Origin of the sequence: Mycolicibacter sinensis (assembly GCF_001667945.1) — a bacterium.
Classification (GTDB): domain Bacteria; phylum Actinomycetota; class Actinomycetes; order Mycobacteriales; family Mycobacteriaceae; genus Mycobacterium; species Mycobacterium sinense_B.
In genome coordinates, this window is the sequence record NZ_LZJK01000062.1 from 1 (window position 1) to 18,413 (window position 18,413).

Consider the following 18,413-nt stretch of genomic DNA (forward strand, 5'->3'; position numbering starts at 1 on the left):
GGTGGAAAAGTAGGACACCGCCGAACACAATTTAAAAGCCCTGTGGCCCCCAAACAACTTGGGGGCCACAGGCATTTGTATCGTGAGCGGGCTGCTGTGGGCCCTGAGGCCCGCACGGCGTCGCCGTCCGGCGTCGAAAGACCAATTCTGCTGCGGGATCCGCCGCTGGACTCTACCGTTAAGCCTTGGCTAAGGGGGCTAACAGGAGGATCCCAAGTGCGCGCTTTTCAATGCGTTCCCGTCATCGCCGGCCTCGCAACCGCCCTGATCGGAGGCGCCCCGACGGTATCGCCGGTGGCCAGCGCGCACGCGGCCGCGGTCTCCCTGACGGGCAACGGTACGTCGCTCGGGGACGGCGTGGCGTTCCTCATGGGCGGAACGGGAATCCCGCAGCCGCCGCAGACCTACCTCGATGCCGTCAACGATCTGTTCTTTAGCCCGCATGGATTCGGTGGCGAGTTGGTGTCCCTGTTCACCCCGGAGAACGTCAGCGACACCTCGCGCGCGGTCGGCCTGCAGATGCTTGAGAATGCGGTGGCTGAGCGACTCAACAGCGGAGAGGTCGACGCCGACCATCCGATCGTGGTGTTCGGCTACTCGCAGAGCTCCTCGATCTCCGTGGGGCTGATGCAGTGGCTTGCCGAGCACGAGGTGTCGAACGATCTGGTGCGGTTTGTCTTGATCGGCTCGCCGGCTACCAGCGCCATCCCCACCGACCTGTATCACACCGACGTCTACAACTACGAATACGACCCGGTCGCTTTCAAGCCGACCTACTTCAACCCGCTGGCGGACCTCAACTCCGCGCTGGGCTTCATCTACGGGCACTCGGTGTATCTGAGCGCGACACCCGAGCAGATCGCGAACGCGATCGAGCTGCCGACCTCGGACCCTGACTCGCTGACCACCTTCCACATGCTGCCCTCCGAGATCTTGCCGCTGCTGGCGCCGCTGCAGTTGCTGCCGATTGTCGGAATGCCGCTCTATGAGCTTCTGGAGCCCGTCACCCGGATCCTGGTGAATCTCGGCTACGGCAGCATCGACCATGGCTGGCCGCCGGGGGACGTCGACGTGGCGGCGGGCTCGGGGCTGTTCCCGCCCGACATCGATTTCGGTGAGCTGCTCACTGCCTTGGGCAAGGGTGTAGTCGACGGGATCAACAACTCCATCGCCAGCTTGTTCGACCCGGACACCTACACGATTTACTCGCTGCAGGAGAACCCGTCGCTGGCCGGAATCGTTAACGAGGGATACCTCGCGGGCTACCTCGACTCCCCGCACCCGTCGCTGGAGGAGGCCCTGACCGGCCTGTTCAACTTCCTGACGGCGTTCACCGACACCACCCCGTACGAGATGCCTGAGCCGGTCGATCTACTCGGCTAAGCGGTTTTGCCTCGGAGAATTTGTTCGATCCGATCCAACAGCGCGTCGGGGTCTTCGTTGGCGGCGTCTTTCCAGGCGACGAGTGCGTTGGCGAGGTTGATCGGCTGGACGGTCAGGTGCAGGCCGAGCAGGACCGTCTGGACGTCGGTGTTGTCCGAATCCGCGGTGTGGTAGGCGATCTCGGATTGTAGCGACTGGCCGTTGACCGGGTTTGGGACGGTCTTGGGAGTGATCGACTCGATGTTCTCGCGGCGGATTTCGGTCCACTTTGACCCGGGGAGGGCTGACCGTAGGGCCAACGCCGACGAGCTGATGCAGAGCGGGCACCGGCGCCACATGCGTAGCACGCTGACTACCGCCAATGGCATGACGCCCATCAGTAGGACGCCGACGAACCGAAGCCATGCCGGATTGCTTGGCTCGCGTCCGGCCGCAGTCCCGGCGACCCCCATGAGCGGGATCACGACGATGACCATGTAGGCGTTTCCCTCGAACCAGGGGGTGTAGCGGCAGATGATCTCGTCGGCTGTGCGGCGGAGCCCTGGACGGAAAATCCGACGCTGACCATATGCAATAAGTAGCGCCGTGCAGAGATTGACAACAGACCAATACCACTGCAGTCCCGCCCACATGGCCACCGGCAACAATAGGCACAGCGCTGCTGCAAAGGCGTATCGCAGCGCCGGCCCCCATGGGCCCCTTGTCTCGCAAGTTGTCACGGCCGGTCCTCCCGCGTTCTCCCCATCGGGGTGTAGCCATGGTCGCCGGTCGGCGCGCGACGCTGAGGCATGCTCAGCGGCATGATCAGTACGTCCGATTCCAGAGCGGAGTGTGCCATGTGGTTACGCGCCAACGTCCGAGTGACCGCGGAGGATCTGATCGATTCGGTCGAGGAGTGCGTCGGGGTCGTCGTCGGTGGCGTCTTTCCATGCGACAAGTGCGTTGGCGAGGTTGATCGGCTGGACGGTCAGGTGCAGGCCGAGTAGAACCGTCTGGATGTCAGTGCGCTCCGAACCTCCGGTGCGGTAGGCGATTTCGGTCTGCAACGACTGGCCGTTCACCGGATTCGGGACGATCTTGGGGGTGATCGACTCGACCTGCTCGCGCCGGATTTCCGTCCACTTAGAGCCCGGCGTGGCCGGCCGCAGAGCCAACGCCGATGGGGAAATGCGCAGCGGGCAGCGGCGCCACATGCGTAGGGCACTGAATAACACCAACGGCATGACACCCATCAGGAGGATGCCACCGATCTGAAACCACGCTGGATAGCCGGGATCTCGGCCCGCCGCAGCCATAGCCACACCCATGAGCGGAATCACGGTGCCGGCCATGTAGGCGTTTCCCTCGAACCAGGGGGTGTAGCGGCAGATGATCTCGCTGCCTGTGCGGTTAAGTCCCGGCCGGAAAATCCGCCGCTGGGGGATGATGATGGCGAGCGCCGCGCACACAATGCCAAGCGTTCCGTACCAAGGGAATCCGACCCAGACGTCCGCTATTGCTAATAGCAGGAGGAAACCGCCGAAGGCGTAGCGGACTACCCGTGCCCATCGACCTTTCGTCCCGCTAGCCGCCATCAGCAGCCGTCTCCAGTTCTGCCCACCGGAGCGCCGCCCTCATTGCCGCTGGGTGCGCGACCAGCGGCGACCGGTCGGACCGCTAGCCAGATGTCCTCCCGCGGAACCGGTGAGTCTTGTAGGGCGGTCACCGTCAGCTGCGCGATCAGCGTCTCCTGTTCGGTTGTAATGATCCGGGATCGGGACATGCTGTCGAGAATCCCGAGTTCGTGGCTGATCTGCATCGCGAGTAATCCCGATGCACCGGGTCCCTCGGTGGCGGCAGCGAGCTCCCGGCGCAGTCCATGAGACCCGGGTACCGACTGCAGCTGCTGCTCGGACAACATGGCGAATACCTCACCGGCGTCGAGTGATGCCTCGACGTGATGCAGCGTCAAGACCGCGTTGGCGCAGAACCGGTCGATGCGCGGATCGCTGCGGCAGACCCATACGCCGATACCGACGGCGGAATCGAACGGTTCCCAGTTCGGCGGGACGTCCACGTCCACGGCAAAGCCGTCGAACCGGTCGACCGGGGCCACCGCAACGCGGTTCTGGGCCATAAACTCATCGAATCGCACGGTCCGCGCGCCTATCCGAATCCGAATAGTGACTTCGCGTCACGCGCGACGCTACCCACCGCATCTGTGACCGGATGCCACACCGCTTCGACGCTCTTGGACGCCAGCATGGCGGTGCCAGCACCGACAACGGCGCCGACCACCATTCCGGTGGCCGTTCCCGCCCCCGGGACTACGGAACCGGCCAACCCACCGAGTTGAGCGCCCGCCCAGAGACCCGCCGCGACGCCGACACCCTCGCGCGTGACCGCCTCGGCAACCGAGTTTCCGTCCTGAACGTCGGACATCACCGCCGGGACCGCACTGGCCACTCCAACCACCCGAGCAACTCGGGAGAAGCCCTTCAGCTCAACGCCGCCGACCGTCGGGTCTTTAAACCACTTCAACAAGCCGGGATCAGGTGCACCGGGGCCCGTGGTGGGCCCCTTTGCGATCACATTGAGCGCGGCCTGGCGCACGCCGTCGGCAGTACCGCCGGCGATGGCACCTTCCCCTGCGATCAGTACGTCTTTCAGCGGCGGGACGAACCCGGGTATCTCGCCCGCGGCGCTGCTTTGCGGCTCGGTGCGCGGCGAAGTCGCTTGACGGTCACGCGGCAGTGTCGTGTGGGGCAGGCCGGCTGCAGCTGCGCCACCGTCAGCACCTTCTTCTGGGAAGCTGAGGCGCTCCAGCCCGGCGGTGGCGGCGGCGAGATCGCGGGCGATCCCGGCCTCGGCGTTGACCAGGTTGTTGAGGCGGCTGCGGAGCGCGCTGACGTGGCCGTCGGCGGCCTGCTCGCGCGCGTCGCGTTCCGCGGTGGAGCTGTAGCAGGTCAGCGTGTCGGTGAGGGTGTAGTCGTCGTCGACGTTGAAACCGTCGGAGAGGGCGGCTTCCACCGCGGCAAGCACCGACTGTTTGTTCGCCTCCTGCTGGCCGTAACACCGCTGGGCTATCTCGTCGGCTGCCCGCAACTGATCCGCCGGCGTTCGTACCTTGACCGCATCGGCCGCGGTGCGGTCCTGCATGCCGTGGGCGGCGCTGCCCTCCCAAATTGTTCCTCCAGGGCGCATCGACGCCGTGCGAACTTCGGCGAACGCACTCTCCCAGCCGTCGGCAAGCCGGGACCAGTTCTCACCGCACGTCTTGAGGAATTCCCAGCTCGCCGCTCTTAGCACGGAAAGCGACGGCCAACCGTTTTGCTCAGCGTCATCGGTGGCTACCTCGGTAGGCCAAGCCCGCCGGCTCCGCCGTCGCCGCTCGGGGAACCGCCTGGCGCACCCGAGCCCACTGCGGCCAACGCCGCTGCACCGCCGTCGTCCATCGCCTCGTAATCGCGCGCCGCCGCGGTGAGCTCGGCCGCTGTCGCGTGCATCCGGCTGCCGAGAACCATGCCGACCCGGTTCGCACCGGCGCTGACGGCCGTCGCCGCCGCGCTGCTGGATTGCCACGAAGGCGCCGCCACCGTCGGTAGCGTCACCGCGACCTGACCGGCCAGGACGTCGCAGCGCTGCGCCCGCGCGCGCAGCCCTTCGGGCACGACGCGAAGCCCCGGTGTAGTCACGAAAGAAGGCTAACGGTATCGGAACGTCGGGCCAATTCACCGACGGTCTCAATCGAACAGCGTGGCGCAGCTGTGCTGTCGCTCCAGATCCAGCAGTACTCGTTTGCGGTCGATCCCCCCGCCGTAGCCGGTCAGGCTGCCGTTGCTGCCGATGACGCGGTGGCACGGCACGATGATCGAGATCGGGTTGCGGCCGTTGGCCAACCCGACCGCCCGCGAGGCCGTCGGCGCGCCGATCTGCATGGCCAACTGCCCATAGGAGCGGGTCTGGCCGTAGGGGATCGTCAGCAATGCGGTCCACACCCGACGCTGAAACTCCGTTCCGGCCATCTCGTAGGTCAGGTCGAACTCGGTGAGTTCGCCGGCGAAGTACGCCGCGAGTTGCTCGACCACGTCGGGGAATGCGGCGTCGTCACGTCGCCAGCCGGTGCGGTCGGGGGCGTGGGAGTGGTCGAGCATCAGCAGATGGCTCAGCTTGCCGTCCTTGCCGGCCAGGGTGAGCGGCCCGATCGGGCTGTCGATGGTGCGTTGGCAGGTCATGCGATCTCCTTGGACGTCGGGGGCCAGTCGTTGACGGCGTGATCGAGCGCGGCCCACAGCTGCTGGGTGGCATACGACCGCCACGGACGCCAGCGGGCAGCGTGGCGGGTCAGCGCCCGCGGCTGTTCCGGCAGCCCCAACTGCCGGGCGGCCACCTGCACGCCCAGGTCGGTTACCGGGAACGCATCGGGATCGCCCAGGGCGCGCATGGCGATGACCTCCGCCGTCCAGGCGCCCACCCCGGGAACTTCCAGCAGCGTGTGCCGGGCCCGGTCCCAATCGCAGCCCGCGCCCAGGGCGATGTCGCCGTCGGCCAGCTTCGCGACCAGGGCAAGCAGCGTGCGCCGACGCGCCCCCGGGAGCGCGAGCTGGTCGGGATCGATGCCGGCGAGGCGCTCCACCGACGGAAAGACGTGTGTCAGTCCGCCGGCTGGATCGTCGATCTGCTCCCCGTGGGCAAGCAGCAGCCGGCGGGCGTGGGTGCGGGCTGCCTTGATCGACACCTGCTGGCTGAGCACAGCCCGCACCGCCAGTTCGGCCTCATCGACCGTCCGTGGAATACGTTGACCCGGGGCCCTTTTCACGAGCGGCGCCAATGCGGGGTCATCGGTGAGGGCGTCGACGACCGCTTCGGGATCGGCGTCGAGATCCAGCAGCCGCCGGCAGCGGGTGATGGCGGCGGTGAGGTCCCGGAAATCCTCGAGCACCAGCCGGCATCGGACATGGTCGGCGGCCGGACTCAAGCCGACTATGCCGTTGCCGTGCGGTAAGCGCAGCGTGCGCCGGTAGGCACCCCCGCGTACCTCTTCGCAACCGGGAACCGCGCAGGCCGCCAGATGGCCGAAGACGCCTTCGAACGCGAACGGGGTGCGCACCGGCAGCCGCAGCGTCAGGGCTCCCGGAGCGTTCTGGTCGGACACGATGCTCGGCCGGGTGACTGCCCGTTGCCGCAATGCTGTCGGGGTGGCGGCGTACACGGCGCGGACGGTGTCGTTGAACTGCCGGATGCTGGCGAAGCCCGCCGCGAACGCCACGTCGCCCAACGGCAGCCCCGTGGTCTCGATCAAGACCCGGGCCGTCTGCGCCCGTTGAGCACGGGCCAAGGCCAGCGGCCCGGCCCCGACCTCGTCCTGCAGCAGGCGCTGCAACTGGCGGGCGGAGTAGCCGAGGTGGCCGGCAAGGCCGGCCACCCCCTCCCGGTCGACCGTGCCGTCGGCGATCAAGCGCATCGCCCGGCCGACGACGTCGCCGCGGATGTTCCATTCCGGAGAACCCGGCGCGGCATCCGGTCGGCAACGTTTGCAGGCCCGGAAGCCGGCCCGGTGCGCCGCCGCCGCGCTGGGGTAGAACCGCACGTTGCGCGCCAGGGGCGGGCGCACCGGGCAACTGGGCCGGCAATAGATCCCGGTGCTCAGCACGGCCGTGTAGAACCAGCCGTCGAAGCGGGCGTCGCTGGACTGCACGGCACGGTAGCAGCGGTCGAAGTCCTCGTGCACGTTGTAACCATGGCACGCGCCGGCCGATGACACTAGCGGAAATGCGACACGATAGTGCCCGACCGGCGGCGCCCCCGGGGCTACCATCTGGGCGTGACGGCACTGGTACAGCGGTACTTGGACGGGATCCTCGCCGAGCATGCCGACGTGAGTGTCGGCGCCCTGGCCAGCTACATTCCCGAGCTGTCCCGGGTCGACCCGACGGGCTTCGGACTGTCACTGTCGTCCTCGGACGGTCACGTCTACGAATCCGGCGATGCCGGTGTGCAATTCACGATGCAGTCGATATCAAAACCGTTCACCTACGCCCTGGCGCTCGACCAGCTGGGGCAAGCGGATGTCGATGCGCGGGTCGGGGTGGAGCCCTCCGGTGAGGGATTCAACAGGATCAGCGTCGATCAGGTCACCAATGTTCCGAAAAACCCGATGATCAACGCCGGCGCGATCGTGGCGTGCTCCTTGATCCCGGGCAAATCCGCCGACGACCGATTCGGGCTGATCCGCGAGTTCTACAGCGCCTGCGCCGGTCGCGGCCTGGACTTCGACGAGGACGTCTACCGCTCCGAGAAGGCCAGCGGCAGCCGCAATCGCGGGATCGCCTATCTGCTGGACAGTTTCGGCGCGCTCGGCGCTGACCCCGACGACGCCCTTGATGTCTACATCCGGCAGTGCTCGCTGAAGGTGACCAGCACCGATCTGGCCCGGATGGCCGCGACGCTGGCGCGGGGCGGGTTCAACCCGCTGACCGGCCGGCAGGTGACCGACGCGGCGGTGGTGCGGCGCACGCTGTCGGTGATGGTGACCTGCGGGATGTACGACGCCGCCGGCGAGTGGGTCAGCGCGGTCGGTATGCCGGCCAAGAGCGGTGTGGCCGGTGGCATTGTGGCGGTGCTGCCCGGCCAGCTCGGGATCGGCGTCTATTCGCCGCGGATCGATGCCAAGGGCAACAGTGTGCGTGGGGTACTGGTGTGCCGCAGCCTTTCCCAACAGCTGGGTCTGCACTTTCTGACCGTGAGCAGCGAAGCCCATGCAGCGATTCGCGGCGTGTACACGCCGCGACCCGGCGTCCGCGTCTACGAGGTGCACGGCGATCTGCTGTTCGCCGGAGCCGAACAGGTGGCCCGCACCGCCACCCGCGAATGCGCCGACTTCGACACCGCGATCCTGGACGTCTCGCGCCTGCATACGATCAGCGATCCGGCCCGCGCCCTGCTCGCCGGGCTGGCCAACGATCTGCAAGGCCTCGGCAAGCAAGGTCTGCTCGTCGATCCCGCCGGCGCGGTCACACCCGACCCGGCAGCCTACGACGCGCTGGTATTCGCCACGATCGAGGATGCGCTCGCCTCGACGGAGCAGCGGGCCGGATAGCGCCGGCTACAGCGGACCGGCCAGCAGGGTGGGCTGGTCATATCCGCGCAGCACCACCGAATCGCCCAGCACCCAATGCGCCTGCTCACCGACGCTGGAGGCCAACATCGTCTGCGCCGTGGTCAAGAGCGGGAGGTGCCGGGTTTTGGCCAACTCACACAACCGAGCGGCTTCGTTGACCGGTTCGCCGATGACGGTGTATTCGAAACGTTCTTTGGCGCCGACATTTCCGGCGACGACCTGTCCGGACGCCACGCCGATACCGGCCCGGATCTCCGGCACCTCATCGGCCAGTCGATACAGAATCCCGCGAGCGGCGGCCAGCGCTTCATCTTCGGGCTGATCGAGGTGGTTCGGCGCGCCGAAGATCGCCAGGGTGGCATCACCCTCGAACTTGTTGATCAGTCCGCGATGGCGATCCACCTCGTCGACGACCACCGCGAAGAACCGGTTGAGCAAGGTGACGACCTCGGTCGCCGCCTTGGCGGTCACGATCTGCGTCGAGCCGACGATATCGACGAAAAGGACTGCGACATGGCGTTCTTCGCCGCCCAGTTGGATTCGGTCGCGTTCGGCGGCGGCGGCGACCTCGCGCCCGACATGGCGCCCGAACAGATCACGCACCCGTTCGCGCTCGCGTAACCCGTGCACCATCGCGTTGAAACCGCTCTGCAGCTCACCGAGTTCGGTGCCGTCGAACACCACCAGATCGCCGCGCAGGTTGCCTTGTTCGACGCGCTTGAGCGCGGCCCGCACTACCCGCACCGGAGCAGCGGTGAGCCAGGACAGAATCCACATCAGTAGGAATCCGAACACCAGGGTCGCAACCGAAATGATCAGTACCGCAATGCCGAACTGGGTCATGGTGAGGTTTTTCAACACCAACGCGAACATCGCCGTCAGTGCGATGCCCAGGACCGGAACACCCGAGCTGAGCAACCACACCATCATGGTGCGGCCCATGATGCCCGAGACGAACCGTCGCGGCGGCCGCCCGGCGGCGAGTGCCTGCGCGGCCACCGGCCGCAGCGCGAACTCGGTGAACAAGTAGCAGGCCGTGGCGACCTGGATGCCGCAGATGCCCACGGTGAACGCCACGATCGGAATGAAGATGCTGTTCTCCAACCCGTAGAGCAAGGTGAACAGCACCGCAGCCACGCCCCAGAGCGCGAGCACGACCTGCGACACCCGCCAGGGCGCCAGGAAGGCGTTGCGCTCATCCACCCGGCTGGGTTGTTGCTCCTTGATCGCCCAGCGCAACATCATGATGGTGCGCCGCGTGATCCAGTAGGTGCCGAAGACCATCGCGATCACCACGTAGGCCGGAACGACCCCATAGGTCAGCCATGCCGGGGCATCGGCGAACACGCTGGGCGTCGGGAAGGCCACCGTCACCAGCATTACCGCCACGCCGATCCCGAGCAGATTGGTCACCACGATGACCACCGTCATGATGAACTGGATGCGAATCCTGCGCAGGTACTGGCTTTCCGAGACCCTGCCCAGCAACCAGGAGCCGTATTCGGGTGTCTCCGGGAGCCGGCCGCTCTGGCGGGTCAGCAGCTCCAGGATCCGGCCCAGCCGTTGCGCGGTCGTCTTTGGCGGCTTCATCGTGGCGTAAGAATAATTCCTCGGGGCTGCGCCTAAGGTGGTTCGGATGCGACTCGTGATCGCCCGATGCACCGTCGACTACGTCGGCCGGCTCACCGCGCACCTGCCGTCGGCTCGCCGGCTGCTGCTGCTCAAGGCCGACGGATCGGTCAGTGTGCATGCCGACGACCGTGCCTATAAGCCGCTGAACTGGATGAGCCCGCCATGCCGGCTCACCGAGGAAGCCGGCGGCGAGTTCCCGGTGTGGGTGGTGGCAAATAAGAGCGGTGACCAGTTGCGGATCACCATCGAAGAGATCGAACACGACTCCAGCCACGAGCTCGGTGTCGACCCGGGACTGGTGAAAGACGGTGTGGAAGCTCAACTGCAGGCGCTGCTCGCCGAGCACGTCGAGCTGCTCGGCGAGGGCTACTCCCTGGTGCGCCGGGAGTACATGACCGCGATCGGCCCGGTGGATCTGCTCTGCCGGGACGCCCAGGGACGGTCGGTCGCTGTGGAGATCAAACGGCGCGGCGAGATCGATGGTGTCGAGCAGCTAACCCGTTATCTGGAACTGCTCAACCGGGACACGCTGCTCGCGCCGGTGAGCGGTGTGTTCGCCGCCCAGCAGATCAAACCGCAGGCCCGCACGCTGGCAACCGATCGCGGTATTCGTTGTCTGACATTGGATTACGATGCGATGCGCGGCATGAACAGCGACGAATACCGCCTGTTCTGATTACCGGGCGGAATAGAGGGCAAAACGTGCACGTTGGAGCCGTCCATGGCAATCGATGATCTGTTCCAGCCGCTGACGGTGCGCGCGCTTACCGTGCCGAATCGCTTCGCGATGGCGCCGATGACCCGGCAGGCATCGCCCGGCGGAATCCCGGGCCCCGACGTCGCCGAGTACTACCGGCGGCGCGCCGCCGGCGGTGTCGGCCTGATCATCACCGAAGGTATCCGGCTGCCTGACCCGGCCGCCGGCTACCCGTTCAGCGTGCCGACGATCGCCGGCGACGACGTGCTCGCCGGGTGGACCCGGGTGGTCGATGCCGTGCACGCCGAAGGTGCCACGATCGCCGCCCAGCTGTGGCACCAGGGCGTGCAGCGCGACGACGCTGACGGTGTGGTGCCGGTCGGCCCGTCGGGTATCGACGGGCGCGGTGAGCCACGCGGCCGGGCGCTGCGGACCGACGAACTCCCCGTGGTCTCGGAGCTGTATGCGCGCAGTGCCGCCACCGCGCGAGACATCGGCTTCGACGCGGTCGAGATCCACGGGGCGCACGGCTACCTGTTGGACCAATTCCTCTGGGAGCGAACAAATCGGCGCACCGACGGCTATGGCGGATCGCTGGCCGCGCGGACCCGGTTCCCGGCCGAGGTGATCGCCGCGGTACGTGCCGCGGTGGGTCCGGAGTATCCGGTCATCTTGCGCTTTTCGCAGTGGAAGGGCACCGACTACAGCGCGACTATCGCCGACGACCCGAGCCAGTTGCAGGAACTGCTGACGCCGTTGGTCGAGGCGGGTGTCGACGTGCTGCACCCCTCAACGCGCCGGCATTACGTTGCGGCGTTCCCCGACCATGACGCGGACCTGAGCCTGGCCGGATGGACCAAGAAGGTCACCGGGGTGCCGGTCATCGCGGTCGGATCGGTCGGGCTGGAGACGCAGTTCCGCAGCGAAAAACGGGGCGAGGTGATCCAACCTGCTCCCGTCGACCGACTGGTCGAGCAGTTCGAAGCCGGGGAGTTCGATGTTGTGGCGATCGGACGGGCCCTGCTTGCCGACCCGACCTGGGTCAACCGTCTTCGCCGGGGGGAGCTGGACGGGTTCGGCGGGTACGACGCCGCTGTCGCCCTGGCTGGGCTGGCCTGACCGGTATGGCTCGTCGCCGGAGCCCGTCACCCCGGCCGTTGCCGCTCTCGCAGCGCATCGAGACCGGACCCGACGGGTATGAGTACGTCGTGGCTGCGATCGCGGGCTCGCGGGCCGTCAAGGTCTACCGGTGTCCCGGATGCGATCACGAGATTCGCACCGGCATCGCGCACGTGGCGGTGTGGCGCGCCGACTCCACCCAGGGAGAGGACCGACGGCACTGGCACACGCCGTGCTGGGCGCATCGCGCCACCCGGGCTCCGACCCGCAAGTGGTCGTGATCGCCGGGGGTCAGTGCGCTGCGGCGGCCTTGGCGTCGGAGGCCGGCTCGACCAACTCGACCAGCACCCCGCCGGCGTCCTTGGGGTGGATGAAGTTGATCCGGGAGTTCGAAGTGCCCCGCCGCGGAGCGTCGTAGAGCAGCCGCACACCCTGCTCACGCAGCCGCTCAGAGAGCGCGTCGATGTCACTGGTCCGATAGGCGAGCTGCTGCAGCCCCGGGCCACGCTTGTCCAGGAACTTCGCGATCGTCGACGTCTCGTCGATCGGGGCCATCAGCTGAAGCTGGGCACTGCCGACCGGGGCGCCGCGCACCGCCAGCATCGCCTCGACGATGCCCTGCTCCTCGTTGACCTCCTCGTGCAGCACGATCATGCCGAGCTGGTCGTGGTACCACTTCTTGGCCGCTTCCAGGTCCGGCACGGCGATGCCGACGTGGTCGATCGCCGTCACCAGCGCCGAAGCCAGGGCGGGACGGACCTCGAAAGAGTCAGCGACGGATTCGGTCGTCATAAGAGCAACGGTAACCTGAGCGGAAATATCGCGCTGCGCCGATCCGCCTAGATCGGCCACCCACACCCGCCTGGGAGGTAGTCATGACGACATCGGTGATCGTTGCTGGAGCACGGACCCCGATCGGCAAGCTGATGGGTTCGCTGAAGGATTTCTCCGGCAGTGACCTGGGTGCGATCGCCATCGCCGGGGCGTTGGAGAAGGCGAAGGTGCCGGCCTCGCTGGTGCAGTACGTGATCATGGGCCAGGTGCTGACCGCGGGAGCGGGCCAGATGCCGGCCCGGCAGGCGGCGGTGGGTGCGGGCATCGGCTGGGACGTCCCGACGCTGACCATCAACAAGATGTGTCTGTCGGGGATCAACGCCATCGCCATGGCTGACCAGCTGATCCGCGCCGGCGAATTCGACGTGGTGGTGGCCGGCGGCCAGGAGTCGATGTCCAAGGCCCCGCATCTGCTGATGGACAGCCGGTCCGGCTACAAGTACGGCGACGTGACCGTGCTGGACCACCTCGCCTACGACGGCCTGCATGATGTGTTCACCGACCAGCCGATGGGTGCGCTCACCGAGCAGCGCAACGACACCGACAAGTTCACCCGCGCCGAGCAGGACGAGTTCGCGGCCGAATCGCACCGCAAGGCCGCTGCCGCGTGGAAGGACGGCGTGTTCGCCGACGAGGTGGTGCCCGTGAAGATCCCGCAGCGCAAGGGGGATCCGCTGGAGTTCACCGAGGACGAAGGCATTCGCGCCAACACCACGGCCGACTCGCTGGCCGGGCTCAAGCCGGCGTTCCGTAAGGACGGCACCATCACCGCGGGCTCGTCGTCGCAGATCTCCGACGGTGCGGCCGCTGTGGTGGTGATGAGCAAAGCCAAGGCGCAGGAGCTGGGACTGGACTGGTTGTGTGAGATCGGCGCACACGGCGTGGTGGCCGGGCCGGATTCGACCCTGCAATCTCAGCCGGCCAACGCCATCAAGAAGGCCATCGCCCGCGAGGGCATCTCTGTCGACCAGCTCGACGTGGTCGAGATCAACGAGGCGTTCGCTGCGGTGTCGCTGGCCTCCACCCGGGAGCTCGGGGTGAATCCCGAGGTCGTCAACACCCATGGCGGGGCGATCGCGGTCGGGCATCCGATCGGGATGTCCGGCGCGCGGATCACGCTGCACGCCGCCCTCGAGCTCAAGCGGCGCGGCTCGGGCTACGCGGTGGCCGCGTTGTGCGGTGCCGGCGGCCAGGGTGACGCGCTGATTCTGCGTGCCGGATAACGGTGTCCCTACGGTTGCGTAGGTTGCTGGAGCGGCGGTATTCGCGCCGCCGAAATCGGGGTGTGATTTTGGTCATACTAGGCGCGAGCAGTGGTTGCACCGGCCCGGAATCAGCCATCGGCGCCGTGGCCGCGGCGGCGTGACACACTTGACGGCGTGACTCGTCCTCGACCCCCGATCGGCCCCGCGTTGGCCGGAGCAGTGGATTTGTCCGGTCTCAAGCAGTCGGCGCAGACCAGCGGTGCCGGTGCGGACGGTTCGGCTCCGCCGGGCGCCACCGAGATCACCGAGGCCAATTTCGAAGAGCAAGTCCTGGTCCGATCCAACCAGGTGCCGGTGGTGGTCCTGCTGTGGTCGCCGCGCAGCGACGCCTGCGTCCAGCTAGCCGACACCCTGGCCGGGCTGGCCACCAGCGACGGCGGCACGTGGTCGCTGGCCACCGTCAATGTCGACGTCGCTCCGCGGGTGGCCCAGGTGTTCGGTGTGGACGCGGTGCCCACCGTGGTGGCCCTGGCCGCCGGCCAGCCGATCACCAGCTTTCAGGGCGTCCAGCCCCCCGACCAACTGCGCCGCTGGGTGGACTCGCTGGTGTCCGCCACCGCGGGCAAGCTCACCGGCGGCGGCGATGCCGAGCAGCCGGCCCAGGTCGACCCGGCGCTGGCGCAGGCCCGCGAACAACTCGACGCCGGTGACTTCAGTGCGGCCCGCGACTCCTATCAGGCGCTGCTGGATGCCGACCCCAACCACGGCGAAGCTAAGGCGGCGCTGCGCCAGCTCACCTTCCTGGAGCGGGCGACCGCCCGCCAGCCGGATGCGCCCGCGCTGGCCGACGCCGCCCCGGACGACATCGAGGCCGCCTTCGCCGCCGCCGACGTGCAGATCCTCAACCAGGACGTCACCGCGGCCTTCGATCGGCTGATCGGATTGGTGCGACGGACCTCCGGCGACGAGCGCAGCACGGTGCGGACCCGGCTGGTCGAGCTGTTCGAGCTATTCGACCCGGCGGACCCGGAAGTGGTCGCCGGCCGGCGCAACCTGGCCAACGCGCTGTATTAGGCCGGCGCCAGCCACACCGCGGACAGGGCCGGCAGCACCAGCACTGCCGAGGCGGGCCGGCCGTGCCACGGGTCGTCGGTGGCCTGCACCCCGCCCAGGTTGCCCGCCCCCGACCCCCGGTAGGCGACCGCATCGGTGTTGAGTACCTCCCGCCACCGGCCCGCGCTCGGTAGCCCCAGGTGGTAGTCGGTGTGTTCAACCCCGGCGAAGTTGAACACGCAAGCCAGCACTGAACCATCGGAGCCATAGCGCAGAAAGCTCAGCACGTTATTGGCGGAGTCGTTGGCGTCGATCCAGGAGTAGCCGCGCGGGTCGGCGTCCTGACTCCACAGGGCGGGCAGCGCACGGTAATGGGCGTTGATGTCGCCGACCAAGCGCAAGATGCCGGCGGAGTAGCCGTCGGCCTCGCGTTCCGGGTCGAGCTGGAACCAGTCGACGCCGCGCTCGTTGCACCATTCGCTGCGCTGCCCGAACTCCTGACCCATGAACAGCAACTGTTTGCCGGGGTGTGCCCACTGATAGGCCAGCAGGGTGCGCAGCCCCGCCGCCTTGCGATAGTCGTCGCCGGGCATCCGCGACCACAGCGTGCCCTTGCCGTGCACTACCTCGTCGTGGCTGATCGGCAGCACGAAGTTCTCGCTGTAGGCGTAGAGCATGGAAAACGTCATGTTGTGGTGGTGGTAGCTGCGGTGCACCGGGTCATGACCGAGATAGGCCAGCGTGTCGTGCATCCAGCCCATATTCCACTTCATCGAAAAGCCAAGGCCGCCAAGGCTGGTGTCGCGGGTGACGCCCGGCCAAGAGGTGGATTCCTCGGCGATGGTCACGATGCCCGGCGCGACCCGGTGGGCCGTCGCGTTCAGCTCCTGCAGGAACTGCACCGCCTCCAGGTTCTCCCGGCCGCCGTAGACGTTGGGGGTCCAGCCGCCCTCCGGCCGGGAATAGTCCAGGTAGAGCATCGATGCCACCGCGTCCACCCGCAGCCCGTCGACGTGAAACTCGGTCAGCCAGTACAGCGCATTGGCCACCAGAAAGTTGCGCACCTCCGGCCGGCCGAAGTCGAAGACGTAGGTGCCCCAGTCGAGCTGTTCACCGCGTCGCGGATCAGCGTGCTCGTAGAGCGGGGTGCCGTCGAAGCGCCCGAGTGCCCAGTCATCCTTGGGGAAGTGCGCCGGCACCCAGTCCACAATCACACCGACACCGGCACGGTGCAGGGCATCGACCAACGCCCGGAAATCGTCCGGCGTGCCGAAGCGTGCCGTCGGGGCGTAGTACGACGTCACCTGGTAGCCCCACGACCCGCCGAAAGGGTGCTCGGCAACCGGCAACAGCTCTACGTGTGTGAAACCATGCTGCACAACGTATTCGGTCAGCTCTACGGCGAGACGACGATAGTCGAGGCCCGGCCGCCAGGAGCCCAGGTGCACCTCGTAGGTGCTCATCGGCTCGGTCACCGGGTCTCGCCGGGCGCGCTGCGCCATCCAGTCGGCGTCGTTCCAGGAGTAGTCGCTGCGGGTTACCCGCGACGCGGTTCGCGGGGGCACCTCGGTGGCGAAGGCGAACGGATCGGCACGGTCGCTGACGGTGCCGTCGGCGCCGTGGATACGGAACTTGTATAAGCCGTCGGCGGGGAAGTCGGGCCAGAACACTTCCCAGACTCCGGAAGACCCCAACGCCCGCAACGGTGCGTCATTGCTGTCCCAGCCGTTGAAGTCACCGATCAGGCCGACGCCGGTGGCGTTGGGCGCCCACACCGCGAACGACACGCCGGACACCTCGCCGCGGGGCGTTGCGACCGTGCGGTGATGAGCGCCCATCACCTCCCAGAGCTGTTCATGGCGGCCTTCGGCGAACAGGTGCAGGTCGATCTCGCCCAGGGTCGGGGCGAAGCGGTAACCGTCCGCGACCGTGTGGATTCCGGTGGGCTCGGCGAACTGCGCGGCGTCGGGGTAATGCACCTCGAGGCGGTAGTCGGCCAGGTCGGTCAGCGGCAGGGCTGCCGCGAACAGTCCGGAACCGAGGTGGCGCATCGGGAACCGGTCAGCACCGACGAGCACCACGATGTGGCGTGCGCGGGGCCGCAGCACCCGAACCACGGTGTGGTCACCATATTCGTGAGCGCCCAGGACCGCATGCGGATCGTGGTGCTCACCGGCGAACAGCCGCGCCAAGTCCGCGCGTTCGGGCGCGAGGTGTCGGGTCATCATGTTCACCGGCGGCGCAGCAGTTCGGTGCGGGCCTGCGCCGTGATCGGCGGCATGTTGACGATGTGGGCGACCGCCCGCGCCGGGTCCAGGCGCACCCAGTTCTCCTGCCCCCAGTGGTAGTCCTCACCGCTGATCTGGTCACGGACCCAGAACCGTTGGTAGTCCTGCATTCCCAGCGCCCACATATCCAGCCGCAGCGTCGCGTGCTCGGGCGTGAACGGGTTCAAGGTGACCACCACCAGCACGGTGTCGCCGGTGTGCGGATCGAACTTGCTGTAGGCCAGCAACGCGTCGTTGTCGATCGAGTGGAAATGCACCGTGCGTAGCTGACTCAACGCCGGATGCATCCGGCGGATCTCGTTGAGCCGGGCAATAAACGGTTCCAGTGACCTGCCCTCAGCGACAGCGGCGGCGAAGTCACGAGGACGCAGTTCGTACTTCTCCGAGTCCAGGTACTCCTCGCTGCCCGCGTGCAGCGCGCGGTCTTCGAACAATTCGAAGCCGGAGTACACCCCCCACGCCGGTCCCAGGGTGGCCGCCAGCACCGCGCGGATGGCGAACATCCCGGGCCCGCCCGACTGCAAGCTGGCGTGCAGGATGTCGGGGGTGTTGACGAACAGATTCGGTCGGCGGTAGTCGGCCAGTTCGGCGATCTGCTGGCCGAACTCGGTCAGCTCTGCCTTCGTCGTCCGCCACGTGAAGTAGGTATAGGACTGGGTGAAGCCCAGTTTGGCCAGTCCGTACTGGCGCGCGGGCGGGGTGAAGGCTTCGGATAGGAACAGCACGTCGGCGTCGATGTTCTTGACGGCCCCGATCAGCCAGATCCAGAAGTCCGGTGGCTTGGTGTGCGGATTGTCGACCCGAAAGACCTTGACCCCGTGAGCTATCCAGAACCGGACCACCCGTAGCACCTCGGCGTAGAGCCCGGCCGGATCGTTGTCGAAGTTCAGCGGGTAGATATCCTGATACTTCTTCGGCGGGTTCTCGGCGTAGGCGATGGTGCCGTCGGGTAGCGCGGTGAACCACTCCGGATGCTGGCCGACCCAGGGGTGATCCGGTGCGCACTGCAGCGCCAGATCCAAGGCGACCTCGAGGTTCAGCCGCCGGGCTGCCGCCACGAAGTCGTCGAAGTCGTCGATGGTGCCGAGGTCGGGGTGCACCGC

The 18,413-nt window shown here is 67.3% G+C and carries 17 protein-coding genes and 1 pseudogene; 7 read left to right on the forward strand and 11 right to left on the reverse strand.

Annotated elements, in window-relative coordinates:
• Positions 1 to 216 precede the first annotated feature (216 nt).
• Positions 217 to 1,383: a PE-PPE domain-containing protein gene (locus tag A5694_RS08220; RefSeq protein WP_234786566.1), complete on the forward strand. Its 1,167-nt coding sequence runs from the start codon at positions 217 to 219 to the stop codon at positions 1,381 to 1,383.
• On the opposite strand, the gene A5694_RS08225 is transcribed toward A5694_RS08220, so the two are convergent.
• The 7 genes from A5694_RS08225 to A5694_RS08250 form a co-directional block, all read right to left on the reverse strand.
• The gene (locus tag A5694_RS08225; RefSeq protein WP_419179770.1) at positions 1,380 to 1,859 is read right to left on the reverse strand and encodes a hypothetical protein; all 480 of its coding nucleotides are present in this window, start codon (positions 1,857 to 1,859) and stop codon (positions 1,380 to 1,382) included. The genes A5694_RS08220 and A5694_RS08225 overlap by 4 nt on opposite strands.
• A 366-nt stretch (positions 1,860 to 2,225) precedes the next feature.
• Entirely contained in the window at positions 2,226 to 2,957 is a 732-nt protein-coding gene (locus A5694_RS08230; protein ID WP_064921351.1) for a hypothetical protein, read from the reverse strand.
• Complete coding sequence (locus A5694_RS08235) at positions 2,957 to 3,517, reverse strand: LpqN/LpqT family lipoprotein (protein WP_064921352.1); 561 nt, start codon at positions 3,515 to 3,517, stop codon at positions 2,957 to 2,959. The genes A5694_RS08230 and A5694_RS08235 overlap by 1 nt, the downstream gene beginning before the upstream one ends.
• An 11-nt stretch (positions 3,518 to 3,528) precedes the next feature.
• Positions 3,529 to 4,671: a hypothetical protein gene (locus A5694_RS24515; RefSeq protein WP_234786567.1), complete on the reverse strand. Its 1,143-nt coding sequence runs from the start codon at positions 4,669 to 4,671 to the stop codon at positions 3,529 to 3,531.
• A 41-nt stretch (positions 4,672 to 4,712) separates the two neighbouring features.
• On the reverse strand, positions 4,713 to 5,057 hold the full coding sequence (locus A5694_RS23625; protein WP_125225987.1) for a hypothetical protein: 345 nt from the start codon (positions 5,055 to 5,057) through the stop codon (positions 4,713 to 4,715).
• 48 nt (positions 5,058 to 5,105) lie between these two features.
• Complete coding sequence (locus A5694_RS08245) at positions 5,106 to 5,597, reverse strand: methylated-DNA--[protein]-cysteine S-methyltransferase (protein ID WP_064921353.1); 492 nt, start codon at positions 5,595 to 5,597, stop codon at positions 5,106 to 5,108.
• Complete coding sequence (locus A5694_RS08250; protein WP_064921354.1) at positions 5,594 to 7,093, reverse strand: DNA-3-methyladenine glycosylase 2 family protein; 1,500 nt, start codon at positions 7,091 to 7,093, stop codon at positions 5,594 to 5,596. The genes A5694_RS08245 and A5694_RS08250 overlap by 4 nt, the downstream gene beginning before the upstream one ends.
• A 93-nt stretch (positions 7,094 to 7,186) precedes the next feature.
• Here A5694_RS08250 and glsA point away from each other — a divergent pair, with 93 nt between their 5' ends.
• A complete protein-coding gene (glsA, locus tag A5694_RS08255) occupies positions 7,187 to 8,461 on the forward strand; it encodes a glutaminase A (RefSeq protein WP_064921355.1) in 1,275 nt (424 codons plus the stop codon).
• A 6-nt stretch (positions 8,462 to 8,467) separates the two neighbouring features.
• On the opposite strand, the gene A5694_RS08260 is transcribed toward glsA, so the two are convergent.
• Positions 8,468 to 10,072 carry an adenylate/guanylate cyclase domain-containing protein gene (locus A5694_RS08260; RefSeq protein ID WP_064921356.1) on the reverse strand — a complete coding sequence of 535 codons (1,605 nt, stop codon included), beginning with the start codon at positions 10,070 to 10,072 and terminating at the stop codon, positions 8,468 to 8,470.
• A gap of 46 nt (positions 10,073 to 10,118) precedes the next feature.
• Between A5694_RS08260 and nucS the strand changes: the two genes are divergently transcribed.
• Genes nucS through A5694_RS08275 form a run of 3 tightly spaced genes read left to right on the forward strand, consistent with a single transcriptional unit; the run spans position 10,119 to position 12,211 of the window.
• Positions 10,119 to 10,790: an endonuclease NucS gene (gene nucS, locus A5694_RS08265; protein ID WP_064921357.1), complete on the forward strand. Its 672-nt coding sequence runs from the start codon at positions 10,119 to 10,121 to the stop codon at positions 10,788 to 10,790.
• A gap of 45 nt (positions 10,791 to 10,835) precedes the next feature.
• Entirely contained in the window at positions 10,836 to 11,930 is a 1,095-nt protein-coding gene (locus tag A5694_RS08270; RefSeq protein WP_064921358.1) for an NADH:flavin oxidoreductase, read from the forward strand.
• Positions 11,931 to 11,935: 5 nt separating this feature from the next.
• A complete protein-coding gene (locus A5694_RS08275; RefSeq protein WP_064921359.1) occupies positions 11,936 to 12,211 on the forward strand; it encodes a hypothetical protein in 276 nt (91 codons plus the stop codon).
• A 10-nt stretch (positions 12,212 to 12,221) separates the two neighbouring features.
• Here the strand turns inward: A5694_RS08275 and mce are convergent, their stop codons facing one another.
• Complete coding sequence (mce, locus tag A5694_RS08280; protein WP_064921360.1) at positions 12,222 to 12,722, reverse strand: methylmalonyl-CoA epimerase; 501 nt, start codon at positions 12,720 to 12,722, stop codon at positions 12,222 to 12,224.
• An 83-nt stretch (positions 12,723 to 12,805) separates the two neighbouring features.
• Here mce and A5694_RS08285 point away from each other — a divergent pair, with 83 nt between their 5' ends.
• Together A5694_RS08285 and A5694_RS08290 are read left to right on the forward strand one after the other, a co-directional pair.
• Entirely contained in the window at positions 12,806 to 13,987 is a 1,182-nt protein-coding gene (locus tag A5694_RS08285) for an acetyl-CoA C-acetyltransferase (RefSeq protein WP_064921361.1), read from the forward strand.
• A 156-nt stretch (positions 13,988 to 14,143) separates the two neighbouring features.
• Complete coding sequence (locus A5694_RS08290; protein WP_064921362.1) at positions 14,144 to 15,043, forward strand: tetratricopeptide repeat protein; 900 nt, start codon at positions 14,144 to 14,146, stop codon at positions 15,041 to 15,043.
• Here A5694_RS08290 and glgB read toward each other — a convergent pair.
• Positions 15,040 to 17,250, reverse strand: a complete 2,211-nt coding sequence (glgB, locus tag A5694_RS08295) for a 1,4-alpha-glucan branching protein GlgB (protein WP_109535638.1) — start codon at positions 17,248 to 17,250, stop codon at positions 15,040 to 15,042. The genes A5694_RS08290 and glgB overlap by 4 nt on opposite strands.
• Positions 17,251 to 17,252: 2 nt before the next feature.
• A pseudogene (locus A5694_RS08300) lies at positions 17,253 to 18,413 on the reverse strand (alpha-1,4-glucan--maltose-1-phosphate maltosyltransferase); the annotation flags it as partial.